At 26.1% G+C, this 24,619-nt stretch carries 22 protein-coding genes and 1 riboswitch; of the genes, 9 read left to right on the top strand and 13 right to left on the bottom strand.

Annotated features, from left to right (window positions below; translation table 11 throughout):
* Positions 1 to 5: 5 nt before the first annotated feature.
* Positions 6 to 470: a flagellar export chaperone FliS gene (fliS, locus tag BRSU_RS03365; RefSeq protein WP_048593787.1), complete on the bottom strand. Its 465-nt coding sequence runs from the start codon at positions 468 to 470 to the stop codon at positions 6 to 8.
* 156 nt (positions 471 to 626) lie between these two features.
* On the opposite strand from fliS, the gene BRSU_RS03360 reads away from it, so the two are divergent.
* Together BRSU_RS03360 and BRSU_RS03355 are read left to right on the top strand one after the other, a co-directional pair.
* The gene (locus BRSU_RS03360; RefSeq protein WP_048593786.1) at positions 627 to 1,448 is read left to right on the top strand and encodes an aldo/keto reductase; all 822 of its coding nucleotides are present in this window, start codon (positions 627 to 629) and stop codon (positions 1,446 to 1,448) included.
* A 92-nt stretch (positions 1,449 to 1,540) separates the two neighbouring features.
* Positions 1,541 to 2,257, top strand: a complete 717-nt coding sequence (locus BRSU_RS03355; protein ID WP_048593785.1) for a 5'-methylthioadenosine/adenosylhomocysteine nucleosidase — start codon at positions 1,541 to 1,543, stop codon at positions 2,255 to 2,257.
* A gap of 519 nt (positions 2,258 to 2,776) precedes the next feature.
* On the opposite strand, the gene BRSU_RS03350 is transcribed toward BRSU_RS03355, so the two are convergent.
* The gene (locus BRSU_RS03350; protein ID WP_048593784.1) at positions 2,777 to 2,962 is read right to left on the bottom strand and encodes a hypothetical protein; all 186 of its coding nucleotides are present in this window, start codon (positions 2,960 to 2,962) and stop codon (positions 2,777 to 2,779) included.
* A gap of 72 nt (positions 2,963 to 3,034) precedes the next feature.
* Entirely contained in the window at positions 3,035 to 4,144 is a 1,110-nt protein-coding gene (locus tag BRSU_RS03345; protein ID WP_048593783.1) for a hypothetical protein, read from the bottom strand.
* A 582-nt stretch (positions 4,145 to 4,726) separates the two neighbouring features.
* Between BRSU_RS03345 and ptsP the strand changes: the two genes are divergently transcribed.
* The 7 genes from ptsP to BRSU_RS03315 all read left to right on the top strand — a co-directional run bounded on the left by ptsP (position 4,727) and on the right by BRSU_RS03315 (position 13,469).
* The gene (gene ptsP / locus BRSU_RS03340) at positions 4,727 to 6,478 is read left to right on the top strand and encodes a phosphoenolpyruvate--protein phosphotransferase (protein ID WP_048593782.1); all 1,752 of its coding nucleotides are present in this window, start codon (positions 4,727 to 4,729) and stop codon (positions 6,476 to 6,478) included.
* Between the two features lie 18 nt (positions 6,479 to 6,496).
* Positions 6,497 to 7,939, top strand: coding sequence for a hypothetical protein (locus tag BRSU_RS03335; RefSeq protein WP_048595128.1), 1,443 nt, complete (start codon positions 6,497 to 6,499; stop codon positions 7,937 to 7,939).
* A 187-nt stretch (positions 7,940 to 8,126) separates the two neighbouring features.
* Complete coding sequence (locus BRSU_RS14785; RefSeq protein WP_245158044.1) at positions 8,127 to 8,495, top strand: hypothetical protein; 369 nt, start codon at positions 8,127 to 8,129, stop codon at positions 8,493 to 8,495.
* A 118-nt stretch (positions 8,496 to 8,613) separates the two neighbouring features.
* Entirely contained in the window at positions 8,614 to 8,892 is a 279-nt protein-coding gene (locus tag BRSU_RS14780; RefSeq protein WP_245158043.1) for a DUF4253 domain-containing protein, read from the top strand.
* 94 nt (positions 8,893 to 8,986) lie between these two features.
* On the top strand, positions 8,987 to 10,261 hold the full coding sequence (locus BRSU_RS03325) for a hypothetical protein (RefSeq protein WP_048593781.1): 1,275 nt from the start codon (positions 8,987 to 8,989) through the stop codon (positions 10,259 to 10,261).
* Positions 10,262 to 10,307: 46 nt separating this feature from the next.
* Positions 10,308 to 10,404: riboswitch (purine riboswitch) on the top strand.
* 21 nt (positions 10,405 to 10,425) lie between these two features.
* Positions 10,426 to 11,796, top strand: a complete 1,371-nt coding sequence (locus tag BRSU_RS03320) for an 8-oxoguanine deaminase (RefSeq protein WP_048593780.1) — start codon at positions 10,426 to 10,428, stop codon at positions 11,794 to 11,796.
* A gap of 152 nt (positions 11,797 to 11,948) precedes the next feature.
* Complete coding sequence (locus BRSU_RS03315) at positions 11,949 to 13,469, top strand: bifunctional metallophosphatase/5'-nucleotidase (RefSeq protein WP_048593779.1); 1,521 nt, start codon at positions 11,949 to 11,951, stop codon at positions 13,467 to 13,469.
* 90 nt (positions 13,470 to 13,559) lie between these two features.
* Here BRSU_RS03315 and BRSU_RS03310 read toward each other — a convergent pair whose 3' ends face one another.
* From BRSU_RS03310 to BRSU_RS03265, 10 genes are all read right to left on the bottom strand, one after another.
* Positions 13,560 to 14,690 (bottom strand): DUF362 domain-containing protein, encoded by a 1,131-nt coding sequence (locus tag BRSU_RS03310; protein ID WP_048593778.1) that lies wholly within the window; start codon positions 14,688 to 14,690, stop codon positions 13,560 to 13,562.
* A 272-nt stretch (positions 14,691 to 14,962) separates the two neighbouring features.
* A complete protein-coding gene (locus tag BRSU_RS03305) occupies positions 14,963 to 15,970 on the bottom strand; it encodes a glycosyltransferase family 2 protein (RefSeq protein WP_048593777.1) in 1,008 nt (335 codons plus the stop codon).
* Between the two features lie 143 nt (positions 15,971 to 16,113).
* Entirely contained in the window at positions 16,114 to 16,941 is an 828-nt protein-coding gene (locus tag BRSU_RS03300) for a thioredoxin fold domain-containing protein (protein WP_048593776.1), read from the bottom strand.
* Between the two features lie 58 nt (positions 16,942 to 16,999).
* On the bottom strand, positions 17,000 to 17,812 hold the full coding sequence (locus tag BRSU_RS03295) for a thioredoxin fold domain-containing protein (RefSeq protein WP_048593775.1): 813 nt from the start codon (positions 17,810 to 17,812) through the stop codon (positions 17,000 to 17,002).
* 85 nt (positions 17,813 to 17,897) lie between these two features.
* A complete protein-coding gene (mnmA, locus tag BRSU_RS03290; protein WP_048593774.1) occupies positions 17,898 to 18,956 on the bottom strand; it encodes a tRNA 2-thiouridine(34) synthase MnmA in 1,059 nt (352 codons plus the stop codon).
* 506 nt (positions 18,957 to 19,462) lie between these two features.
* Positions 19,463 to 20,227 carry a hypothetical protein gene (locus BRSU_RS03285; protein WP_048593773.1) on the bottom strand — a complete coding sequence of 255 codons (765 nt, stop codon included), beginning with the start codon at positions 20,225 to 20,227 and terminating at the stop codon, positions 19,463 to 19,465.
* 44 nt (positions 20,228 to 20,271) lie between these two features.
* Entirely contained in the window at positions 20,272 to 20,943 is a 672-nt protein-coding gene (locus tag BRSU_RS03280; RefSeq protein WP_048593772.1) for an SH3 domain-containing protein, read from the bottom strand.
* Positions 20,944 to 20,969: 26 nt separating this feature from the next.
* Positions 20,970 to 22,703, bottom strand: coding sequence for a BatD family protein (locus BRSU_RS03275; RefSeq protein ID WP_048593771.1), 1,734 nt, complete (start codon positions 22,701 to 22,703; stop codon positions 20,970 to 20,972).
* Complete coding sequence (locus BRSU_RS03270) at positions 22,657 to 23,562, bottom strand: tetratricopeptide repeat protein (protein ID WP_048593770.1); 906 nt, start codon at positions 23,560 to 23,562, stop codon at positions 22,657 to 22,659. The genes BRSU_RS03275 and BRSU_RS03270 overlap by 47 nt, the downstream gene beginning before the upstream one ends.
* Before the next feature lie 8 nt (positions 23,563 to 23,570).
* Positions 23,571 to 24,614, bottom strand: a complete 1,044-nt coding sequence (locus BRSU_RS03265) for a vWA domain-containing protein (protein WP_048593769.1) — start codon at positions 24,612 to 24,614, stop codon at positions 23,571 to 23,573.
* Positions 24,615 to 24,619: the final 5 nt, after the last annotated feature.

Raw genomic sequence — 24,619 nt, 5'->3', positions numbered from 1 at the left:
CTTACTCAACCTGTTATATTTAATTTACTATCACTATTTGATGAAGAATTATCTTTGTTATTATTAGATGATGCTTTATTTTCACTATTAGCCTTAGCCATTTGCTCTTCAACACCTTCCCAAGCTGTTTTAAGCTCTTTAAGATATCTTATCACTTCTAACAAAGGCGGCTTAGTTTTAGATATATTACCCTCTGTGAGTTTTTGATTCATATATGTATATATAGAAGCAAGTCTATGTGCTATATCTCCTGCCTCATAATTAAGAGAAGATAAAAGCTCATATATGATTTCCTGTGCTTTTACTATATTATTATGTGCTTCTTCAGTGCCATGTTTTTTATCCATAGCAGCACAAGCGGTTTCCAAAAACTTAATAGCCCCATCATAAAGCATAACTATAAGTCTATTTTGAGAAGCGGTACTCACATCTACTTTTTTATATTTTTCGTAACCGTTATTACTTGACAATTGAATCCCCCCATTTTATATTATTATGTTAATTACTAAATATTATCGGAAAATCATAAAAAGCATAAAACATTTTTTAAGATAAAATAAAAATATAGCTGTAATAATATTTATTATATCATATAATAAAATTAATACCATAATAAAGGATAAATTATGTTTAATGTAAAATTTAATAACGGTATAGAAATGCCTATATTAGGGCTTGGACTATATAAAATAACAGATAAAAAAGAATTAGCAAATACTATAAAATGGGCAATAGAAGCTGGATACAGAAAATTTGATACTGCTCAGTTTTATGATAATGAAAAAGAATTAGGTGAAGTTATAAAAGAAATGGGTATAAAAAGGGAAGAAATATTTATAACCACTAAAATATGGAACACTAAACAGGGTTACAATTCTACAAGAAAATCATTTGAAGAAAGTTTGGAAAAACTTAATATGGATTATGTAGATTTAGTTCTTATACATTGGCCTGGTCAAAATAAGGAGAGATATTTAGATACATACAGAGCATTAGAAAATATATGCCAAAGTAAAAAAGCAAAATCTATAGGGTTAAGCAACTTTGAAATAAAACATTTAAAAGATATATTTGCACATTGCAATATAGCTCCTGTAATAAATCAAATAGAAAGACATCCTAATTTGCTAAGAAATGAATTGATAGAATTCTGTAAAGATCATAATATTGTAGTAGAAGCATGGTCTCCTTTAGGAAGAGGAAAAATGGTTGAAAATAAAACTATAATCGATATAGCAAATAAGTACAATAAAACTCCCGCTCAAATAATATTAAGATGGAATATAGAAAGTAATATATCAGTGATACCAAAATCATCAAATAAAGAAAGAATAGAAGAAAACATAAATATATTTGATTTTAAATTAGATAAAAATGACATTGAAAAAATAAATTCATTAGAAAATGGATCTAGAGTTGGAGACGATCCTTTAACTTTCGATTTTTAATTATAAAAATTATGATTAAAAGTTTATAAAAATTATTTTTTAATGTATAATTCTTTACATCATTATTTTAAATTTATTTTGGAGGCTGATATATGTCAGATATAAAAAGAATTGCCATAATAGGTGCTATGGATTCAGAAATAACAAATTTTAAAGGTATGATAGAAAATATAGAAGAAATTGAAATAGCTAATATTACTTATTATAAAGGAACATTATGCGGTAAAAATATAGTATTATTAAAATCAGGAATTGGTAAAGTTAATGCTGCTATTGCTACAACTATAGCTATAGAAAGATTTAATGTTGAAAAAATAATATTTACAGGAGTTGCAGGTTCAGGCAATCCTGATTATGATATATCTGATATAGTTATATCAAAAGACTTAATAGAACATGACTTCGATACAAGTGCTTTAGACGGAGATGAACTTACTGTACTAGTTAAAGGTTATGATAAAAATTACTATCCTGCTGATGCTTCTTTGATACAATTAGCAAAAGAATCTGCCCAAAAAGTGATAAAAGAAAATAAAGTATATATTGATACAATAGCTACAGGCGATCAGTTTGTTGGTGATAATAATAAAGTTAAGCAAATTCATAATAAATTCAAAGCCGGAGCTATAGAGATGGAAGGTGCTGCTGTTGCCCATGCCGCTTTAATGTATAAAGTACCTTTTGTAGTTATAAGATCATTATCTGACAAAGCAGACAGTGATGCTGTAGTGGATTTTCCTAAATTTGTTGTAAAATCTGCTCAGAACTCCATGAAAATAGTGGTAGAAATGCTTGAAAATATGAAATAATTTTTAAAATATAAATAAGAAGCTGATAATCAATGAATATATACTTGATTATCAGCTAATTGTTAGTAATTTTATCAAAAATAAATTCTTTTCTCTTTTAATAAAATCATAAAATTTATAAATCGATTTTCACCGTAAAAAATATTTAAGAATAAAGTATTAATAAATTTGATATTTGTCCCTCATCGTAAATACCTACTTGTATATTAAGTAGGCATACGAGTGGCACAATTATATCATTGTTAAGAAAGTCTCTGTCCCACTGCGTAAAGCCCTACTTGCGACCGAAGAAGCAGACGAGTGGGAATTGAAACATAAATAGATTAGCTCATTTTGATGAAAACAAACTATTAACTCGTTTTCATCCCCTCATAAGGAATGAGTTTAAAAACTTCTTCTTTTTTGTATTTCTTTCCTAATAGAATTTAAATCATATTCTTCCATTTATTCTAATAATAGTATCATCAGATATTTCAATTTCATTCCAATTTTTATTATTAAAATTTGGAAGAACAATATTTATTTTATTATATTCATTAGGAAAATTTTTCTTACAAAACTCTGAATGCATTTTCTAATATATTCAGAAAAAGAGAGATTTAATTCATAAGCAATTTTTAACATAGATAAATATGTTTCATTATTAACATTAAAAGAAACTGATTTTCCATATTTTTTACCCATATCTTCTAATTTCTTTTTCATTTTTTATCTTTGTTTTCCAAAGTTTGTTTTAATTTTAATAGACTCTTTTTTAGTTTTTTATTATAATCATTATTAATCATAATATTTTTCTAAATCCTCCACATTTATTAATTTAAAATATTTATCTTTAATATTTTGAAAATTAGCTAAATCATTTGTTACAATTATATTAGTATTAATGTAATTAGTTACATAAGAGTATTGTTTGTAAACATTAAGTGAACTGTAACGTTTATTAGTAAAAATTATAGAAGGGTAATTAATATGAGGTTGTATATCTAAATAATAACCATGATATGTTGTACATTTATCATTATCTTTTAATATTTGTAAACCCAAATGATATTTAGTTTTAAATTCATTTATTTTATCTATTTCATCAAAATATACTCCACTTTCATCTGTATACCCTCTTTCATTTAACGGTAATTGTGATTTCTCTATATTCTCTACTTTTACTATTTCCATTTCTTCTATAAATCTAGTTTTATAAATATTTGTATTTATTCTACTATTTCCTATTACTAGAACATTATCATCTTCCCAAAAATCATACCATTTTCCTTTTTTAACCCATATCCCTTGTTCATTTTTGGTAAATAATGGCTGTTCATGTTTTTTAGACACTAAATAATCTTTCAAATTAATACCCTCATTAGTCAATATATGAAATAAAATCTCATTTGTTCTAATTTCGTAATATTCATTTGTATAAGTTTGATAAAGACAAGTATTTATAATATTTTCATGCAATATTGATAAAGTACTGTTTTCTAAATAAATACTATCATTGGTAGAAAATTTTTTATTAAAGATTGGATTAAAAATATTATTGATAGTCCAATCTATTCGATAATTCCAACGACTTAACCATTGACCATAAACATTAACTCTCTCTTTATTAATAAGATTTGCTTTAGCATTTACTAAAGTTTTAGTATTTATAATCTTGTAATTATTGGTATTTATAGTAAATAATGTTCTAACATTTTTAATAGTCAAAACTCTCCGTCCAGTATTATTTTGATAAATAATTGGAGTTTCTTTAATATCTAATATAAATTTTTCATCATCATATTTATATACTCCTATTGTTATATTAGTGTTATCTAATACTTTTCCAAATAAAGTAAAAATATTCATTGATAAAATTATAATTATAGTTAATAAAAATTTAATCATTTTAAATTCTCCTTTTTCTCTTAAAGTTTTCGTCCCATACGAGCCGTTAGGCGAGTACCTACTCGGCACGAAGTGTGGGAGTTGATTTTAAAAACTCTTGGACTTGCTGCTCATTATTTTGAAAGTAAAATGTTTTCGTCCCCCTACGAGCGTAGCGAAGTGCCTACTCGGTGTGGGGGAATTGATTTTAAAAACCGTCCCTTAATCTGTAAATTTATTGTAAATTATATCTAATATTTATTTACAAATCATTGATTCCTATTATCTTTCTTCATTATATATCTTTTTTATATCTATATACAATTATCAAATCAGATTGTAAGCTAATTTTACAGTCATCGACCTATAAAAACATAATATATATTATGAAGTTTACACAAATTATATACTTTATAATTAAATATCTCAAAGAACTTATCTTTATTAGTATAATACATTTTGCATACTTTTGCAACCATTTTTTATATTAACATATATTTTAATGATATAAAAATATTACTACTTACAATAAATTTACTATTGAAAATATTATACATTTATAATATAATCTTTACTATTAATTAACATAATATCGGAGAATACATGCCGGATAAAAGAACGATATTAAATGGAAATGGGGTTGGAGATGATGTAGCTATAGGAAATTCATTTTTTTATACGCCATCTTTAAGTACGCCTATATATAAAATAGAAGAATCTGATATAGAAGAAGAATATAAAAGATTTGATGAAGCTGTAAAGAAATCTATAAATGAAATAGAATTATTACAAAATCATGTGGATAATAATATCAAAAATATTCTCCATACTCATATATTAATGCTTCAAGACAGAGTAATAACTAAACAGGTAAAAGAAGAAGTTAAAGAAAAATTATTCAATATAGAACATATATACGATACAATCATATCAGGATATCTCGATAAATTATCATCTATAAATAATAAAATGCTTTCCGAAAGAAGCGGAGATATTATTGATATAAAATCAAGACTTATAAGAAATTTGATACAGCCTGATTCAGGAGATTATTCACAAGTTCCTAAAGACAGTATCGTAATAGCAAAAACACTAACACCAAGCGATGTTTTAAAATTCAATAATATAGGTGTTTCAGGGTTTATAGTAGAAAGCGGAGGTTATACTTCGCATGCTGCAATACTTGCTAAATCTTTCGGTATTACAACTATATTCAACATAGCAGATATATCAAGCAAAATAAAAAATGGAAAAAAAATAATAATAGACTGCAAAAGCAATATAGTTATAATGAATCCTAGTAAAAGAGATGTGGAAAATTATACTGCATTGTCAGAAAATTTAAAAAAATTAAAAGAAAAATCTATATTAGATGCTAAAGAAGCAGCATCAACAAAAGACGGCATAGAAATAAAAGTACATGCTAATATAGATATACCGGAAGAAACAGAAAGTTTATTAAAATTCGGTATAGATTCAATAGGATTATACAGAACAGAATTTTTATATATATTTTCAGATGACGGAATAGCTACTGAACTTCCTAGCGAAGAAATACAATTCCAAGTATATAAAAAAATCGCATCTAAAATAAAAGGAAAAGTAATAATAAGAACTTTGGATATAGGAGGAGATAAAATATCACCTGCTTTAGGATTAGATTTTAAAGAGGATAATCCTTTCTTAGGATGGCGTGCTATAAGATTCTGCCTATCTAATAGAGAATTATTTAAAGATCAGATAAAGGCATTGCTTAGAGCTTCTCATTATGGAAATATTGAAATAATGATTCCTATGATAAGCACTTTAGAAGAATTTATTGAAACTAAAAATTTCATAGAATATGTTAAAGATGAATTAAGACATGAAAATAAAGATTTCAATGATTCAATAAAAATAGGTGCTTTAATAGAAACTCCTTCAGCTGCTGCAATTATAGATTTAATAGTAAAAGAAGCTGATTTCTTATCTATAGGCTCTAATGATTTAGTTCAGTATATGATGGCATGCGACAGAACAAATGAAAAGCTGATGTATTTATATAATCCAATAGATATATCAGTATTGAGAACTTTAAAAAGAGTTATAAAAATAGCCAATGAAAATAATAAGCCTGTAACATTATGCGGTGAAATGGCTGGGGTTCCAGAATATACTCCTGTATTATTAGGACTTGGAATAAGAGATCTTTCTATGTCCGTAACATCTGTGGCTAAAGTAAAAAATATCATAAGAAATATAAGCATAGAAGAATGCGAAGAGTTAGTAAATAATATGCTTGATAAATGTGATAATAATTTTTCAAGATCAATTTTAAGAACTTTTTTAAGAAAAACATATAAAATAAATAAATGAATGAAGGTAAATTTAAATATGAATAAAAAATTATTAAGTATAATTATGTTAATATCTGCGGTATTGCTTAGTTCATGCAAAGCAGCAGACTCAATAAATGAATATAGAAAATTAAAAGATATAGAAAGTACTGAAGATTACGGACCTTTAGGAGACTTTTTAAAAACACTGCCTAAAACAGAAGAAGAAAATGCACAATCTCCATATAATGAACTTACAACATTTATTACAGGAAGAAATCAAATATTATCATCAAGCTATAAAGAAGGTTTTGAAACTTTAGCAAGATTTTTATTCACCTACCCTTCAAGTTATTATGAAAGCGAAGCATCATATCTTTTAGGACAAGCATTAATATATATGGTTGAAAATGATCCTGCATATATAGAAGAATTTTATACTCAATTATTATCAGAAGGTATAGTTGAAGGTGAAGAAAATAATGATGATGCAGTTACAAATTTGCAGTCTTCATTAAAAAATATATACAGTCAAATGGGCATCATAGTAAAAGATGGACAATACTCTTTTAACGGATATGTATTTGACAGAATACTTCAAGATGAAGAAAGTGCTTTTCCTTTAAAAGATTTTGCATACTATTTCAGCATAAGACATAGATTCAGCAATATACAAAATGAAAATGACAAGGCAAAATTCATTACAAATATTACTTATTTAAGAAGATTCTCAGACAGATACAGAACAAGCGTATTACAAGACAGCATATTACATAATCAATCATATTTCCCTAATACACTGCCTTTTACTTTAACTGCAGCTGAAAATAAAAATTATAAAGATACTATGGAAACTGTACAAAAAAGAATCGATGCTATAAGTGCAGCATTTGAAGAAGAATATTATGTTATAGGAAATGGAATAATAATAAGAGATAGAATACCTGCAATTACTCCTGGAGCTGAAAAACAACTTTATACATTATATAATTATGATTTTGTAACAGTACTTAATAAAACAAATGTATACAATCCTAAAGAGAGAGCAAGAGAAGATTGGGCATTAGTAAAATATGATACTTATTACGGACCTATAGTTGGATGGAGTTATTTAAGATATATGACTAATAATATTCAGAACATGGAAGATGTATTTGAAAATTATAAAGCAGCTATGAATTCATATAAGAATTATGATTATTTAAAATCATCAGACTTCTTCTCTTATATACTTAATGATCCGCAGACAAACTATTTCACAGATAAATCAGTATATTTCTTATGGAAAGTTAATAACAAAATAGGAGAATTGGTAAGTTCAAAAAATAATCCTTATTATAAATATGTATTAGACTATCCTAAATATTTTTATTATAATACAAATAATAATGTACTTCAAAGCTCTACTTTATTGTATAATTATTTAGTTAAAATACTTCCTACTAATCCTTATAGATTTGTTATAAGCGGAGACAGTGAAGCGGAATACAGTGTAGATTAATTTATTTATTACTAAATCATACTAAAATCATTTTACATGTTAAGATGATTTATTACATTTAAGTTCAAATGTAGCCTTTTTGCTTCTTTGGGGCACCAAAAGAAGTGGGGTGTGGGGCAAAGCCCTGCAAATATTTAAAATTTAAAAAAATAATTTTTGATAAAATATAATTGTTTAAGGTATATATATGAATGAGAATATAAAATTTATAACAGATTTTCTAAAATGCGATTATGAAATACTTGAAGGCGGACTTGAAGATGATACTAAAATAATGGAATGCTACAAGGAACATTTAGAAAAAGGAAAAAAAGAAGGATATACCCCTTTAATAATAATACCTACAGATATACTTACTGAAGCGATTGAAATGTTCTTGGAAGACAATGACTGTGATATTGAAGATTCAAAAAAATTAATAAATGAATATATAGAAAAATCCAAAGAAGTAGACTATAAAGATTATCTGCATCAGAATATTGAAGATATTTATGATGATAAAGAATATATCGAAGAAATAAAAAAATCATTCAGCCCCTATAGTAGAAGGTTTTGAAGTAATTGATAGTTTTGCTTCTTATTATGATTATACCTTAGATAATCCTGTTACAGTTGATTTAATATTAGCAAAAATTCCTACTGTTAATCCTTATGAATTGGCATGTTATATTCCTATGGGCGGCTTCAATGATTGTCCTAATCCTGAAACACAGGCTGCCATTTTCAAGTATTGGTATGAAAAATATAATGCCTATCCTGCTGTAGTAGGTTATGATACTTGGGAGCTTTGGGTAGAAAAACAGCCTCAAACAGAAGAAGAAGCCAGAGAACTTGCTATAGAACATTATTATTTCTGCTTTGACAGAGTTGATCAATCTGGTGAAGATTATGATCATGGTAAATTGGCTGGTACATTATTAAAGTCTGATGTTTGGTATTTCTGGTGGGATTAATCCGTTTTTCTCATTGACTTTTATATTTATTATTATATAATCTTTCTTGATTTTTATTTACTACTATAGGGTATGCATTTTTTGGGGTTAAATTATGGAAGAAAACAATATTCAAAATAATATTATAACTGAAAAAACAAATGTAATAAATGATATAAACAATAAAATAGGCAAAATATTAGAAAATAATTTAATATCAAATTTAATTATTATTGCTATAGGTTTTATCGCATCATTAGCAATGACTATATATTCTTATTTAAAGATTATAAATATTGCTAAATTAATTGATGGTACTTATTCAACTAGTAATTCTAATATTTTTTTTATAGACATATTTTATTTTTATATATTTTATTTTTTCTGTTTTAGTTTGATATTCAATATTAATTCAAAGTTTAATTTAAGAAATATTGTTATAATATTTTTATCTTTCTTATTTGTGTTGATTATTAATTTAAGTACTGGTTTTTTTGCTGCAATTGCTTCTATTGAAAATACTGAGCTATATTCACAGTTTTATTATATTAAATATATATTTTCTGTTATCATATTTTTTATAATAATAGCTTTATCATATAATGGATTTCAAGTATTAAACTCCAAAAGTATTTCAGAGTTCTTTACATTCTCTGCAGATATATCAATATTTGCAGGCTTGATAGCAGGCATAGTATCAACAGTATTTGGAATATTTGCAGCGATAGTTATATTTTTAATAAAAGATATTATCAGCAGCTTAGATGAAAAAATTATATTTAAATTAATATTATTATCAATATCATTCTTAAGTTCAATATTTCCTTTTTTAGTATATATAGTTTATAGGAAGATGAAAACTAATATTTCTATATATTTATCAAGAATATTAATGCCTTTTAGTTTATTATTTATATTTATACTTTTGATTCTTCTATTAATGCCTGATATAAGTCCTTATGATAACAGAGTAAGTTTTATACTTTATAATATTATGCTTGCTATAATTGTATTAAACATGTTCTTTATAAGAATAGATTATAAATCAAGTATATTCACTAAAGCAGTATATTTAGTTCTTCCTATAATAGCTATTATTTTTGATATATTAGTATTAACTTCTTCTTTGTACAGATTAATAGAATACGGTATAAGCCCAAATAAAATAACATTAATAGGTACAAATTTAATTATGCTAGGTAATTTGATTTTCATAACATTTTTTAATATAAAGTCTATACTAATAATATTCAAAAAATCTGATAATATTCCAAATATAAAAGAAATCACCATTGGAGATACTAAATCAGTATTTTATATATATATTTATGGTATATGGGCTTTTATAGCATGTTTTATAATACCTGTATTATTTTCATTTTTTCAATAAAAATGAATTATGAATTGACATAAAAATAAAATATTTTATAATGCAATTAGGCAATAACTATACAGCTTATATAAGTTCATAATATGGCTGAACGTTTCTACCAATTACCTCAATAATTGACTATAAGTTTTGTGCCTTATTTTAATTAACGGAGGTATCAATATATGTCTAGTCTATTTATCAAAAATGCTTCTTCTATAGTTACATGCGATAATAATGATACGGTTCATAGCTCTAGTAATTTATTTATAGAAAACGGAGTTATAACTTATATCGGTAAAGAAACGAAAGAAGAAAAAAACGCTGATAAAGTAATTGACGCTGAAGGCTGTTTTGTATATCCGGGACTTATAAATACACATCATCATTTATTTCAAATATTCACTAGAAATCTTCCGCAGGTTCAGAATATGGAATTATTTGAATGGCTTACTAATCTATACGAAATATGGAAAAATCTTAATAATGATGTTGTGTATTATAGTTCTATGACAGCAATGGGCGAATTACTAAAAACAGGCTGCACTACATGTTTTGATCATCATTATTTATTTCCTAATAACAATGCAGAAGGAATATTGGATTCTCAATTTGCTGCTGCTAAAGATTTGGGAATAAGAATGTATGCTTCAAGAGGAAGTATGGATTTGAGTAAAAAAGACGGAGGACTTCCTCCTGATTCTGTGGTTCAGTCAATAGATGATATTCTAAAAGACTGTCAGAGAGTAGTTGAAAAATATCATGACCCATCAAAATATTCTATGAACATGGTGGCATTAGCTCCTTGTGCTCCTTTCAATGTTACAGGAGAATTATTAAAGCAGTCTGCTGTTTTGGCTAGAGATTTGAAAGTAAGGCTTCATACACATTTATGCGAAACTAAAGATGAAGAAGTTTTTGTAAGAGAAAAATTCAATATGCGTCCTTTGGAATATATGGAATCTCTTGGCTGGGTTGGTGAAGATGTATGGTATGCTCATGGAATACATTTTAATGAAAAAGAATTAAAATATTTGGCTGATACAAAAACAGGTGTAGCTCATTGTCCTATATCAAACATGAAATTAAGTTCCGGAGTTTGCAGAATACCTGAAATGCTTGAATTAGGAGTGCCTGTTGGTTTGGCAGTTGATGGAAGTGCAAGCAATGACGGTTCTAGTTTACTTGAGGAAATGAGAGTATGCTATTTGCTTCATAGACTCAATTCTAGTGATAAAGCTCCTAGTGCCTATGATATATTAAAAATTGCAACAAATGGAGGTGCAAAAGTTCTAGGCAGAGATGATATAGGAAGTTTGGAAGTTGGAAAAGCAGGCGACTTATTCATGATAGATATGAGAAAATTAGAAATGGTAGGTGCTAATTTCGATCCTAAATCTTTATTTGGTACTATAGGCTGGAAGAATACTGTTGATTATACTGTTGTTAATGGAAAAATTGTTGTGGAAAAAGGAAAAATTATCACTATAGACGAAGAAAAAATATATAAACTTGCAGATGATACAGAAAATAAATATCTTAGTAAATCAATATAATAATTGACTCCTTGTTCAATATACAAAATATAAGCACGGTTTTATTTTATAGAGCCGTGTTTTTCTATTTTTTTATAATTAATTTCTCTTTTCAAATAATTGACAATTACTCAATATAATATAGTATTAGAACAATATGGAGAATGAATAGTATGAAAAAAATTTATTTTATTTTAATTTTTATATTAATAACAATATCCTCATGCCAAAGAAATAATATTTTAAGTCCTAAAGAAAGTGGAAATATTATCATAATTCATATGAATGATACACATGGAAAAGATGAAGAAGAAAACGGTATGTACGGAGCTGCAAGAAGAGCTGCTTATATTAAACAAGTAAAAGCAACTAATGATAATGTTTTAGTTCTTCATGCAGGTGATACCATTACAGGAAGTATTTATTCCACAGTTTTCAAGGGACAAGATGAAGTTAAAATTATGAATGAGCTTGGAGTAGGTTCTACAACAGTTGGAAACCATTTTGTAGATTATGGACTTGATAATTTTAATCAAATAATAAAAGATAGAAAATTTCCTACTCTTTCAGTAAATATAAAAAATAAATCAGACAATAGCTATTATGCTAAACCATATATGGTTACAAATATAAATAGAGTAAAAGTCGCTATAATAGGTGTAACTGTAACAGATTCCGGATACAATCCTCAATACACTCAAAATTTAATATTTGAAGATGAAATACAATCATTAAAAAAATTTATGTCAGAAATTCCTTTAAATACTACTAATGATGTTACAATACTTTTGAGCCATGCCGGATACAATGTTGATAGGGAAATTGCTAATGCTATGCCAAACACTTTTGATATTATAATAGGCGGACATACACATACTGTACTTTATAATGCTGATATAGTAAATGGTACTCCTATAGTGCAGGCTGGATCTTATGGACAGTATTTAGGAAATATCAATTTATATGCTAATAATGGAAGTATGTTAAAATTTAATTATAAACTAGTTCCAATGGATAGCAGTATAAAACAAGATCCTGATATGCTTGCTTTGGTTAATGAAATGAAAGCTCAGGTTCAACAGGAATCTAATGTAAGAATAGGTACTTTATCAGAAGATTTAACTTATAATGTTATAGAAATTAGATCTAAATCTACACCTTTAGGAAATTTCGTATGCGACTTGATATATGATTCTAATCAGGAAGGAGATAAGGCCGATATAGTGTTTATCAATAGTGGAGGAATAAGGGCTGGATTTAGTAAAGGCGATATAACATTAGCAAATATAATGACAGTTTCATCATTTGATAATGAAGTAATATTAGTTACATTAACAGGAAAAGATATACTTGATTTACTAAAGATAGCCTGTAAAAAAAGCACAGTAATTCAAGGAAATTCTGGCGGAAGTTTCCTTCAGATGTCAAAAGGAATGGAAGTTAGATATAGCAGTAATGGAGATTTAATATCAGCTAAATTAAATAATGTAGATATAAATGAATCTCAATCATACAGAGTGGCTTTATCTGCTTTCATATATAGTAGTAGTGATTATGTTAATATTACTCAGAAAGGAAAAAATATTAATATGACAGGAAAAGACTGCAGAGATGATATGATATCAAAAATTAAATCTCTAAACAATATACCTTCTAGTTATATAGATAAGACAGTTAGAATTAATGTTCAATAATTAACAAACAATATATAAATATCATACTTGATCATTTAAATTAAGTATGATATTTTTTTATTTTAAATTTTTAACTTTAATTTTTTTATACTAAAATTTTCTTTTTAATACTATAGCTTTATGAGGGCATAATTCCTGACAGCAATAGCAAGATATACAATGTTTATAATAATATTCAGGCGGATAATCTTTACCTTTTTTATCAAAATTAAGAGCAAGTGGTGTTACTGGGCAAACCTTTACGCAAACACCGCATTTCACACATTTATTTTTTTCTATTACAGGTTTAGGTATTATAGTTGCAAAAAGTCTTTTAATTATAGGGAATTTGCTTAACTTCATTAAACTTCTTCCTATACCTATTCCTTTATGAGGTTTTTTGAAATCTGTTACTTTTACGCTTTCTATACCATCGCCGACAACTTCTATTTCCTCTTTATTTGAAAATCCATGTTTAAATCCCATTTTCAAAGTCGGTATAGTATTATAATCAAATGATATTATTTGAGAAGCAACATAATCCAAAGCTACAGCATCATTAGAAACTATTAAAGCATTAACTTTTCTAGGGTTTCCATTTCTAGGTCCGTTTCCTTCCATAGCTAGAATTCCGTCCATTATATAAAGTTTTGGATTAACAAGTTTATTCAAATCAAGAAGCATAGTAGAAAAATCTTCAAAATCTGGAAGCTTCAAATGATATTCTGCCTTTCTAAAACCTGGTATGCATCCAAATTGATTTTTTACTGCTCCTGTCATAGTTGTAAGGGCATGCGATTTTAATTTCGGTAAACTTATTATTACATCAGCTTCCTGTATAGGCTTTGCTATAGTAAAACTTTTCTCCTGCACTCCGTCCTCATAAGTAACACCTACAGGCTCTTCAAAATCAGCGTATTTAACATTCAATTTATTGGCTATTTCATCTATACCAGATTTCAATGCCACACTGCTTCCCTTACCTATTCCAGGAGAATCCCCATAAGAAATATTTTTAGTTTTTTCCTGAAGTATAGATACAATAGCCTCAAATACTACTGGATGAGTTGTTACAGATCTTTCAGCAGTTTCAGCAGCTAAAAAATTAGGTTTAAGCAATACCTTATCATTTTCTTTAACAAATAAATCTATTCCGCCAATCAAATCTATAGCTTTTTTAATATACGATTTAACTTCTTCTAAATCATAATTTTCACATTTTATTACAGCAACTTTACTCATAGAACTCCTATTATTGCTAATAAAAATTGTTCGCATAGATACTCCGACAAGTAAACTTACCGGACGCTCACAATTTTTATAATTAGCTTTTAATACTTTAAAACTATTACTTTTATTATTACTAATAAAAATTGTTGGTAAAAATAAACTTATCAAAAGCTCACAATCTTTATAGTTTAATTTTTCGTATAAAAAATACTATTTGTATACATTATATAAAAATTAGTGTAATTGTAAATACCTAAAATTATTAATATTATTAAATTTTTTATTTAATTATTTTCTTTATCATTCTTATAATATTTGTATCTGTTTTCTCGGTATCGTATAGATACATCTTTTCCGAATAATTTAAATCTTATATAATTATATTTGTATTTTATTTTACTATAATACTCTTTTATTGTATCAGACTCTATGAAAATAATAAACTCTTTAGAAAAATATTTATTGTAATCTTCTTTATTAATATTTTTTACAGCTTTATTCAAAGTATTTTTTATAATATCAAAAATTTTTCTCTCATCATCAGGAGTAAAATTTTTTGTTCTAAATGCAAGAAAAGCCTCACCTTCAATATATTTAGCGAATGATAAAGACTTACTCTCCCAAAAATTATATTTAGTATAAAAATCCTCTAATAACTCAAACCATTTAGGTATAGCTTCCAATAATATCTTAGGTTCTTTAACAGCTCTTTGTGAATCCTGTCCAGCCCTTTTCACATAATAATAATTTACAGTGTATTCAAAACTAACATTCTTAGTATACATTAAGAGTTCATGTGAAAATATACCATCTTCTCCAGGCTGAACATTCAATGGATATCTCAAATATTTATAATTATCTAATATAGACTTTTTGATAAACATTGAACAAGTTGGAAGTGCAGAATGATAATCTTTATTAATCCTTTTATCTAAATTCCAGAAAGTACTTAATACAACTAAATCACTATTATTGTTTTTAGCATTATTATAAAAAACTTCAATAAAATTATTATCTATATAATCATCACTATCCATACAAAATAAATATTCACCTTTAGCTTTATCTATTCCATCATTTCTTGCAGCGGATACTCCTGCATTTTTTTTATCTATTATAATTATTCTATTATCTTTATTAGCGTATTCTTTTAATATCTCAAGAGAATCATCAGTAGATCCGTCATTAATACATATTATTTCCAAATCTTTATATGTCTGATTAATTACACTATCTAAACAAGCTCTTAAATATTTTGACACATTATAAACAGGTATTATTATACTAATCATAATTTTTTAAATCCATATTCATAAATAATTTAAATACAAAATTATTATATTATAATACTTTATTTTTTAAAGTATTAAAAATAAAAAAGAGATACTAATTAAAGCATCTCTTTTGAAAATATTTTTTTATTTTATAAAAAATATTAATTAGTTTCATTTATATATGATAATAAATTTTCATATTGAAGTTTCATGTTTTCAGGAACTTTAGGATCATTAATAAGTTTTTCTAAATATTTTTTAGGCTCATCTTTTTCACCTGCTAAAGCCATCATAACAGCTTTGTAATAATGTGCTATATAAAGCTCTTCAGAATTAGGATAATTTTTTATTATATCATCAAAATATTTATTAGCATTATCATAATCTTTTTTTTGCGCCTTTATCAAACCAAAACCAAGTAAATATTTAGGCATTTTTTCTTTAGATATAGCTTTTTTCTGAATTAAAGCATCATATATTTTTTGAGATTCTACTTCATTACCTGATTCCATATATAAATCTAACTTTTCCAAAGTAGGTTCTTTATTTGCTAATACTGAATTTACTTTATCTAATTTATCTATAGCATTTTTCATATAAGGTACAAATTTTTCACCCTCAACATATCCTCCTACATTTTCTAATATAAAACCGTCAGCACTTATAAAAAGTATTGTAGGAAATCCGTTTACTCCATATCTTTGAGCTATTTCTGCACCTTCTTCTGAAGTCTCAGGATTTAATTTAACAGAAACCATCTTCTTAGCAACATCTATAACATCTTTATGTGAATAAGTATTTTTATCTAATTCTTTACACCAAGTACACCAATCAGTATAAACATCTATCATTATTGGCAAATTCTTTTCTTTAGCCTTCTTCATAGCTGTAGCCAAATCTTTTTCCCATTTTATTTCGGCACTTGCTTTATTGCATGAAATAATTGATGTAAACATTATAAAAAGTATCATTAATATATTTTTATTCATAGTTTTCTCCTTTTGTAATTATACTATTATAAAGTATTTATATAATAAAACAATATGTTTAATTAGAACTAAAATAATCTATAAAATCTAAATATTCACTTTTTACCCCATCTGGTACTTGATTTGTAAGATTCTCTATATATTTTATACCTTCATTTGTCTGAGCATTATTAACTATCATATCCAAAGCTTTATAATAATGAGCTATATAAACTTCATTATAATTACTATATTTGCTTATTATCTCATTGAAATATTTCATTCCTTCTTCAAGTTTATTGTTATCTAAAAGCAAAAGAGCAATACTTGACATATATTTAGCCATTTTATCTTCAGGTATTTTATTTTCTGATGTTAATTTATTATACATATCTAAAGCCTCATTATCATAACCTGACTCAAGATATATATCTAACTTATCCAATGAAATATTATCATCTTTGAATATAGTCTTCACTCTATCATTTCTTTCCTTCATGCCATTCATTTCATTTATTAATTCATCGCTTTCAATATAGCCTACTATTCTTTTTAAAATAAATCCGTCGCTATTTATAAAAAGCATAGTAGGAAAACCTAATATATTATATTTTTTTAGTATATCTTTACCATTAGGCATTTTTTCAGGATTGAATTTTAATGCTATAAAATTTGTGCTGCTATCAATTACACTTTTATTTTTAAAAGTAGTTTTATCCATTTCTTTGCATGCACCGCACCAATCAGTATATATATCCATCATTATTATTTTATTTTCAGATTTTGATTTTTCAACTGATACATCAAAATCACTTTCCCAATTTATTTTACCAGCATTAGAACATGATACTAGCAATACAAAACTAAAAATAAGTATATATAATTTATTCATCTGATATTTTCCTTAATTATTTTTACTATTTATAAATTATAAAAAATCTTCTATATAAAAAACAATCAAATTCTATAAATGTAAATCAATAAACAATGCCTCCGCATAAAGTTACATCATTATCATAACATACACATGATTGTCCTTTAGCTATAATACCTGTAGGTTCATAAAATTTTACATTAATAGTATTTTCATCTATTGGAATGACAGTAGCCATAGTACCTTTATGTGCACTTCTTGTTTTTACTAATGCTTCAAATTCTTTTTGCTTAGGTTCTGCTATCCAATTAACATCATATATTTTTACTTCATTAACAAATGTATGATTTTTATTTCCAACATAAACAGTATTCGTTTTACTGTCTAATGCTACTATAAATAGAGGTTCTTTATAGGCTATACCCAAACCTTTTCTCTGCCCTACTGTATAATGCCATATTCCTTTATGATGTCCTAATATTTCATTAGTATCTATATTTATTATGTTACCTTCTTTATCTTCGTCAAATAATCTATGATACTCGCCAGCAAAAAAATCCTGACTCTCACTCTTTTCTGCAACATCTAAATTATATTCTCTTGCAATGTTTCTTGTATCTTCTTTTGTATTTTCATGCATTGGAAACATTATTTTAGATAATTGATCTTGAGTAAGTCTGTACAAAAAATATGACTGATCTTTTATTAAATTTTTTCCTCTTAAAAGAAGATATCTTTTAGTTTTTTCATCGTATTTTACACCAGCATAATGTCCTGTAGCAAATTTATCAAATTCTAAACCTTGTTTTTCTATAGCCTCAAATAAAGCCATAAATTTAATCTGACTATTACACATTATACAAGGGTTTGGAGTGAATCCTTTTTTATAAGATTCAGTAACATAATCTATAACTTTTTTCTGAAACATCTCGCTTACATCGAATGCATAATAATCTATACCTATTGCCATTGCATATTTTTCGCATTCCTCTACAATATTTTTCTGATAAGGACTATAACAAGAACCGCTTAAAGGTGCTCTTTCATCTCCATTCCATAAAAGCATAGTAACGCCGAATACATCATTACCCTGCTCTTTTAAAAGTTTTGCTGTAGTAGTAGAATCAACTCCTGCACTCATTCCAACTGCTATTTTTTGCATACTACTCTCCTTTTATTCTTTATATAATATAACTATATCATATTGAATTTAATAAAAATTACAAATAAGAAAACATTTTAAATTTTATTATATTACTTAAACAACTATATTTTGTCAAAAATAAATTTATATTTTTGTTTTTATATCTGGGGCTTTCCTGCGAAGCACACAGTCGTGCCATACCCTACTTCTTTTGCGACCGAAGGAAGTGGCTATGGTATTGCCACAGGCGAAGCCCGCCTACGGCGAGAAGCAGGCACAGTCCGCCTAGCTGTGCGTGCCGACGAAGTCCACCTGCATGTGTGCGACAAAAAAGTAGATAACATTTATATAAAGTGTATCATTTGACAAACTTAAAAATTTTCAGTATAAGCAATCTATATAATTTTTGAATGTATCATATTCTTTTTTCTTTCAGCCACCACATTCATTAATATTTTTCTTAAAATTATACTAGTAATCGTATATGAATTAATCTTTATACATTTTATAATCTAATTATATATTTATTTTATTTCATTTATAAAATCATTAAATTTTAATAATTTTGTTTCTATACAACCTCCACTTTTATTAATAATGTTATAAATATAATTAAATTTATCATGAATTTTATCATCATCTGTTACAAAATAGTCAAATTGAATTGAAAAAGAACAATGGTAAGCATCCATAGAAATATTTTTAAAATCTTTAGAATTTTTATCTTGTAATTGATTATTTTTATTTATATCCAAAATATCTTTAAAAAGTAATAATATTATTTTATCTTCTTTATAGTTATTATCTAATAGGCATTTTACTAATCCTATTAATTCTTTATCACCCATCTTATTTTTACTATTTCTTAATTTTACTCGATAGCTTTTATGTTCATTTTGATCTTCTACTATTTTTTCCCGTTTATATATGTTTTCATCAAACTCTTTTGCCGTAATATTATATTTATTTAAAAAGTTATCCTTAAAGTCTTTTGATTTTAAATTACTGATATAATTTTTTTTAAAATCAGTTTTATGATTAAAAAAATATGTTGGTTTTCTTTCTTCCTCTTTTTGTAATCCATCATTAAAATAATTACTATCTGCTATATTTTCTATAATATTCAAAACATCTTCTCTATTAGTGGAATTTTCTAAATCTATTATATGAGCATAAGAATAATAATATTTATAGTCATTTAGTTTTGAATTATCAATAATACTTAAATATTGTTTGTATTTATTTTCGAAGTAAATAAATATATTGGTATCAAAATAAACTTTTTTCATTTTAATTTACTTTTATACTATAACTTTAGGATATACCTAAATAACTATATTTTTTCAGCAGAACTTTTACTTATCCAGCCTTTGAAATTACCTTTAACATAATACCAATTAGTATATTCTTCAAGCACTTTCAATTTCTCGCCTTCAGATATTTGTGAAACTATAGATGATTTTGTACTGCTTCCGCTGTATAGATTGGCATCATCTATTGTTATTACATAATCAGAATTTATATTATTATTTAATATTGCAGTAGGTATTAAAAGAACTATTGAAAGCATTAATAAAAATTTATTTATTTTTTTTCTTTTTATAAACATTATTATCATTAAAGTAAAAAATATCAAAAACAATATTAAAAATCCATACATTATAATTATAAGCTGAGAATCATAATCATTATTGCCTGTTAATGAATTTATCATCACTTTTGTTTCCTTATCAAAAGGAGATATATTCAAAGCCTTTTCATAATAAAGAACTGCATATCCATTGCTTCCAATAGCCGCATAAGATGAAGCTAAATTATAATACAAATCTTTTGAAACAAAATTAGATGCCGCAATATCTTTATACAAATAATTAGCCTCTAAATATTTGCCGTCATTATAAAGTTTATTAGCAGATTCAAATAAATTATTTAATTTATCCAAATCAGCTGCAATGCATAAATAATATGATTGAAACAAAAGTAATACTATAATTAATTTTTTCATATCAATATATAACCTATCATATAAAATTACTTTTTAATTTTTAATTCTTTTATATATTTTACTAATTCCATAGATTTTGTATGATAATCTTCATTTCCTGATGATTTCCCTGAATACAATTCAAAATTACATTTATCAATTATATTTTTTATTTCATTAGATTTTTCATAATCAATATAATCTTTTAATTTATCATACAAAACATTATCATCTTGTATATTAAATTTATTTTTTATAGCAGTAAGTAAAAGATTTTCTACAGATTTACAATACTCTTTTCTATTATTAGAATTATAATAATTTAAAATATCATCTATACTATTATCTTTATTATCTTTTTTAGCAAATGAAAATTTTATATTACTAAATCTTTTAGCATTATAAATAAACAAAGAAGCAATTATCAATATTAATATATAAATATAAATTATATTAATGCTTAACACTTTGAAATTCTTATCTTCTCTAAGATTAGTATTTCTTATAGATATAGTATTTATTTCTTCACCATCATTATTAACAAATGAATTATTATTAATTTTATTTCCTGATATTGTTAAGCTTATAGGATTAGAATGTATATTAGTATAAGCCTTATCATTAGGAGAGAAATAACAGAAATTAATACTATCAATAGAAGAAGCTCCCTCATTTTTAGCTACTAAAATATATTCTTTAACTTTTCTTCCAAGCATTTTATTATCATCAAACCAATTAGTTTCATATATTTTAGGCTGATAAACCGAGAAATAGTTTGTAATATTATCATTAATATTAGGCATTGTTATTATAGAAGTATTACCCTCGCCTGCAACTTCCATTGTAATTAAAAGCTCCTCTCCAACAGCAACATTAGTTTTATTTACTTTTGTAGTAAAAATAAAATTACCAACTGCACCTGAAAAATTTTCAAAACCTTTTCTATCAGGAAGCGGAAGCACTTTTATAGAAAAAGTTTCCTCTCCATATTGTACCCTATCATAAAACATACCGTCTTTTTCAAATACAAAAGGAGTAGTTAATATATCCTTAGTACCTGTTTTCACAGGATAAAGAACTTCTCTTTTTAATGGTATGCTGCTTACTCTTTTTCCGTCTATTATTTCAGTAAAAGTATTATACTTTGAAGAATCAGAATATGAAATAAAATCCGTTCTGTCTGGTATTTTAGAAAATCCAAGAACTGTAACAGGAATATGAGTATAAGCCTTTTGTGTTATATATATAGGCTCATACATATATACTTCTTTTTTATTAATGCTATTGTCCACATATATATCATCAGCATAATTCATAAAATCATTGAATCTGTTTCCGCTTGGTGTATAAGAATCATCATTTCTAGTAGGAGCACTTACAACTTCTATCTCTACAGGATTGGATATATATGTTCTATTATTAATTTTAACAGTTATATGATCAAATTTATATTTACCTTCACTATTTGCTACATAAGTAAAATTATATGTTTTTATAGATTTGAAAGTTCCTGAAGAATACATCATATTAATAGACTGAGATGTGCCTCTTAATGTAAGACCCGGAATATCATCTATTAAAACTCTTCCTGAACTATTATCTATAGTTACAGAAACAGTGAACACCTCGCCTACACCAACTTTAGTATCTGATATTTTTGTATTGATGCTGGTTTGAGAAAATAAAGATGAACAAGCAATAAAAAATACTGCCAATATATATTTTAAAGCTGTATTACCAATCCTTATCAATTCTGCCTCCGCCGTAATATTGATCTCCATTATCTTTATCTTTTCTATACTGTCTTAAAGACTCTAATAATCTGTCTATATCTGATTTACTGTCCTGATTGTCATTTTGATTATTATTTCCGCCATTATTATTTTGATCATCCTGATTATTATCTCCGCCATTGTTATTCTGATTATCATTATTTCCATCATTATTTTGATTATCTTGATTATTATTATTCTGATCGTTTTGATTGTTCTGATTATTTTGATTATCTTGATTTTGATCGTTCTGATTATTTTGATTATCCTGATTATCATTATTCTGATTATCTTGATTATTTTGATCATTATTTCCAGAACCGCTGTTATTATTATCGCTTTGTCCTTGCTGATTTTGATCTTGATTCTGCTGCATACTAGGACCTGCATTATTATTCTGTTTTTGTTCTTCTAATTTTTTCTGTGCATATTCTAATGCCATTTTTGAATTGCTGTCATCTGGAGTATTAACAAGAGATTCAACCAATTCATCTATAGCACCTTGATAATCTTCCATCTCAATTCTAGTGAGTCCTGCATTATAATGTACTGAGCTTTTCATTTCTTTACTTGTATTATCTGTAAAGCTTTTTTTAGCCATATCAAATAATTGAAGAGCACTGTTCATATCGCCTATAGACGACATAGTAGTACCCATATTATAAAATATTTCAGGTGAATTAGGTACTTTACTTAAAGCCTTTTCATATAAAGTTACAGCTCCATCATAATCGCCTTTCTTCATAAGTCTGTTTGCTCTGTCAACATCAAGTTTTGCTGTGAACTCATTGAATGAAAAAGCATATATATTTGTAATAAAACTGAATAAAAATATTATAATCAATAAACTGATTTTTTTCATTTTCATAATACCTCTTAATAATTCCTCACTTCGGATTTTCTATTCATTATTTTTTCTTTTATTATCTTCTCTTTAATAGTTTCTCTCACCCTTATTTGAGTTAATATATTAAATATGCTTGCTAAAAATATCAAACCTGCAGAAATAGCCAAAAATATTTGAAATCTTTCTTTATAGCTTCTATTATTTCTCACAGCTGAAACACTATCCATACTCTGCTTCATATCATCAAATATGCTTTCAAGAGAAACATTTTCTGCAATATAACTTTTTCCATGAGTAGAATCTGCTATTAACTTCAATGTATTATCATCTCTTTTTGAAATAACAGATTTTTCTCTCACTCCTAAATCAGTGCTTATGCTAGCCCCAACTTCAGTTCCAACACCTACAGTATATACACTGACATTCATTTCATTTAATTGCTTTAATATATCATCAAAATAACCGCCATGATCTTCACCGTCAGTTATTAATATAATAGATTTTTTACTAACAGCATCAACGTTAAAAGTATTCTTAGCTGTAACTAAAGCATCAGCTATTCTAGTACCTTGTAACGTAACAGATTTAGTTGTTAAATTATCAAGTATATAAGTAAATGTTTCCATATCCTGAGTAAAAGGAGAAGCTATAAAACTAGTTCCTGCAAAACCTACTAATGCTACAGATAAATTATCGGTTTTTTTTACAAATTTTTCTATTTCCAATTTAGCTCTTTCGAGTCTTGAAGGCCATACATCATCAGCATCCATTGATCTTGATAAATCTAATGCTATAGTTACCATATAATTATCTGTTTTTATTTTCTGCTCTATTATTCCCCATTTAGGCTGCATCAAAGCAAATATCAAGCATGCAGCTGCAAGTATCATAAATATAATAGAGAATATTCTTAAATTTGATATTCTTTTATAATTTTTATCATTTTGAAAATTCAAGTTTTTAGTAAATATTGATAAAACTTTATGTACTTTTCTCCTTGACATAATAAATAAAATTATAAGTACAGGAATAAATATATACAAAACTATAAATTTAAAATCTCCAAAAAACATATCAT

Source organism: Brachyspira suanatina (genome assembly GCF_001049755.1).
GTDB classification, from domain to species: Bacteria; Spirochaetota; Brachyspiria; order Brachyspirales; family Brachyspiraceae; genus Brachyspira; species Brachyspira suanatina.
This window is presented reverse-complemented; position numbering and strand designations above follow the sequence as displayed.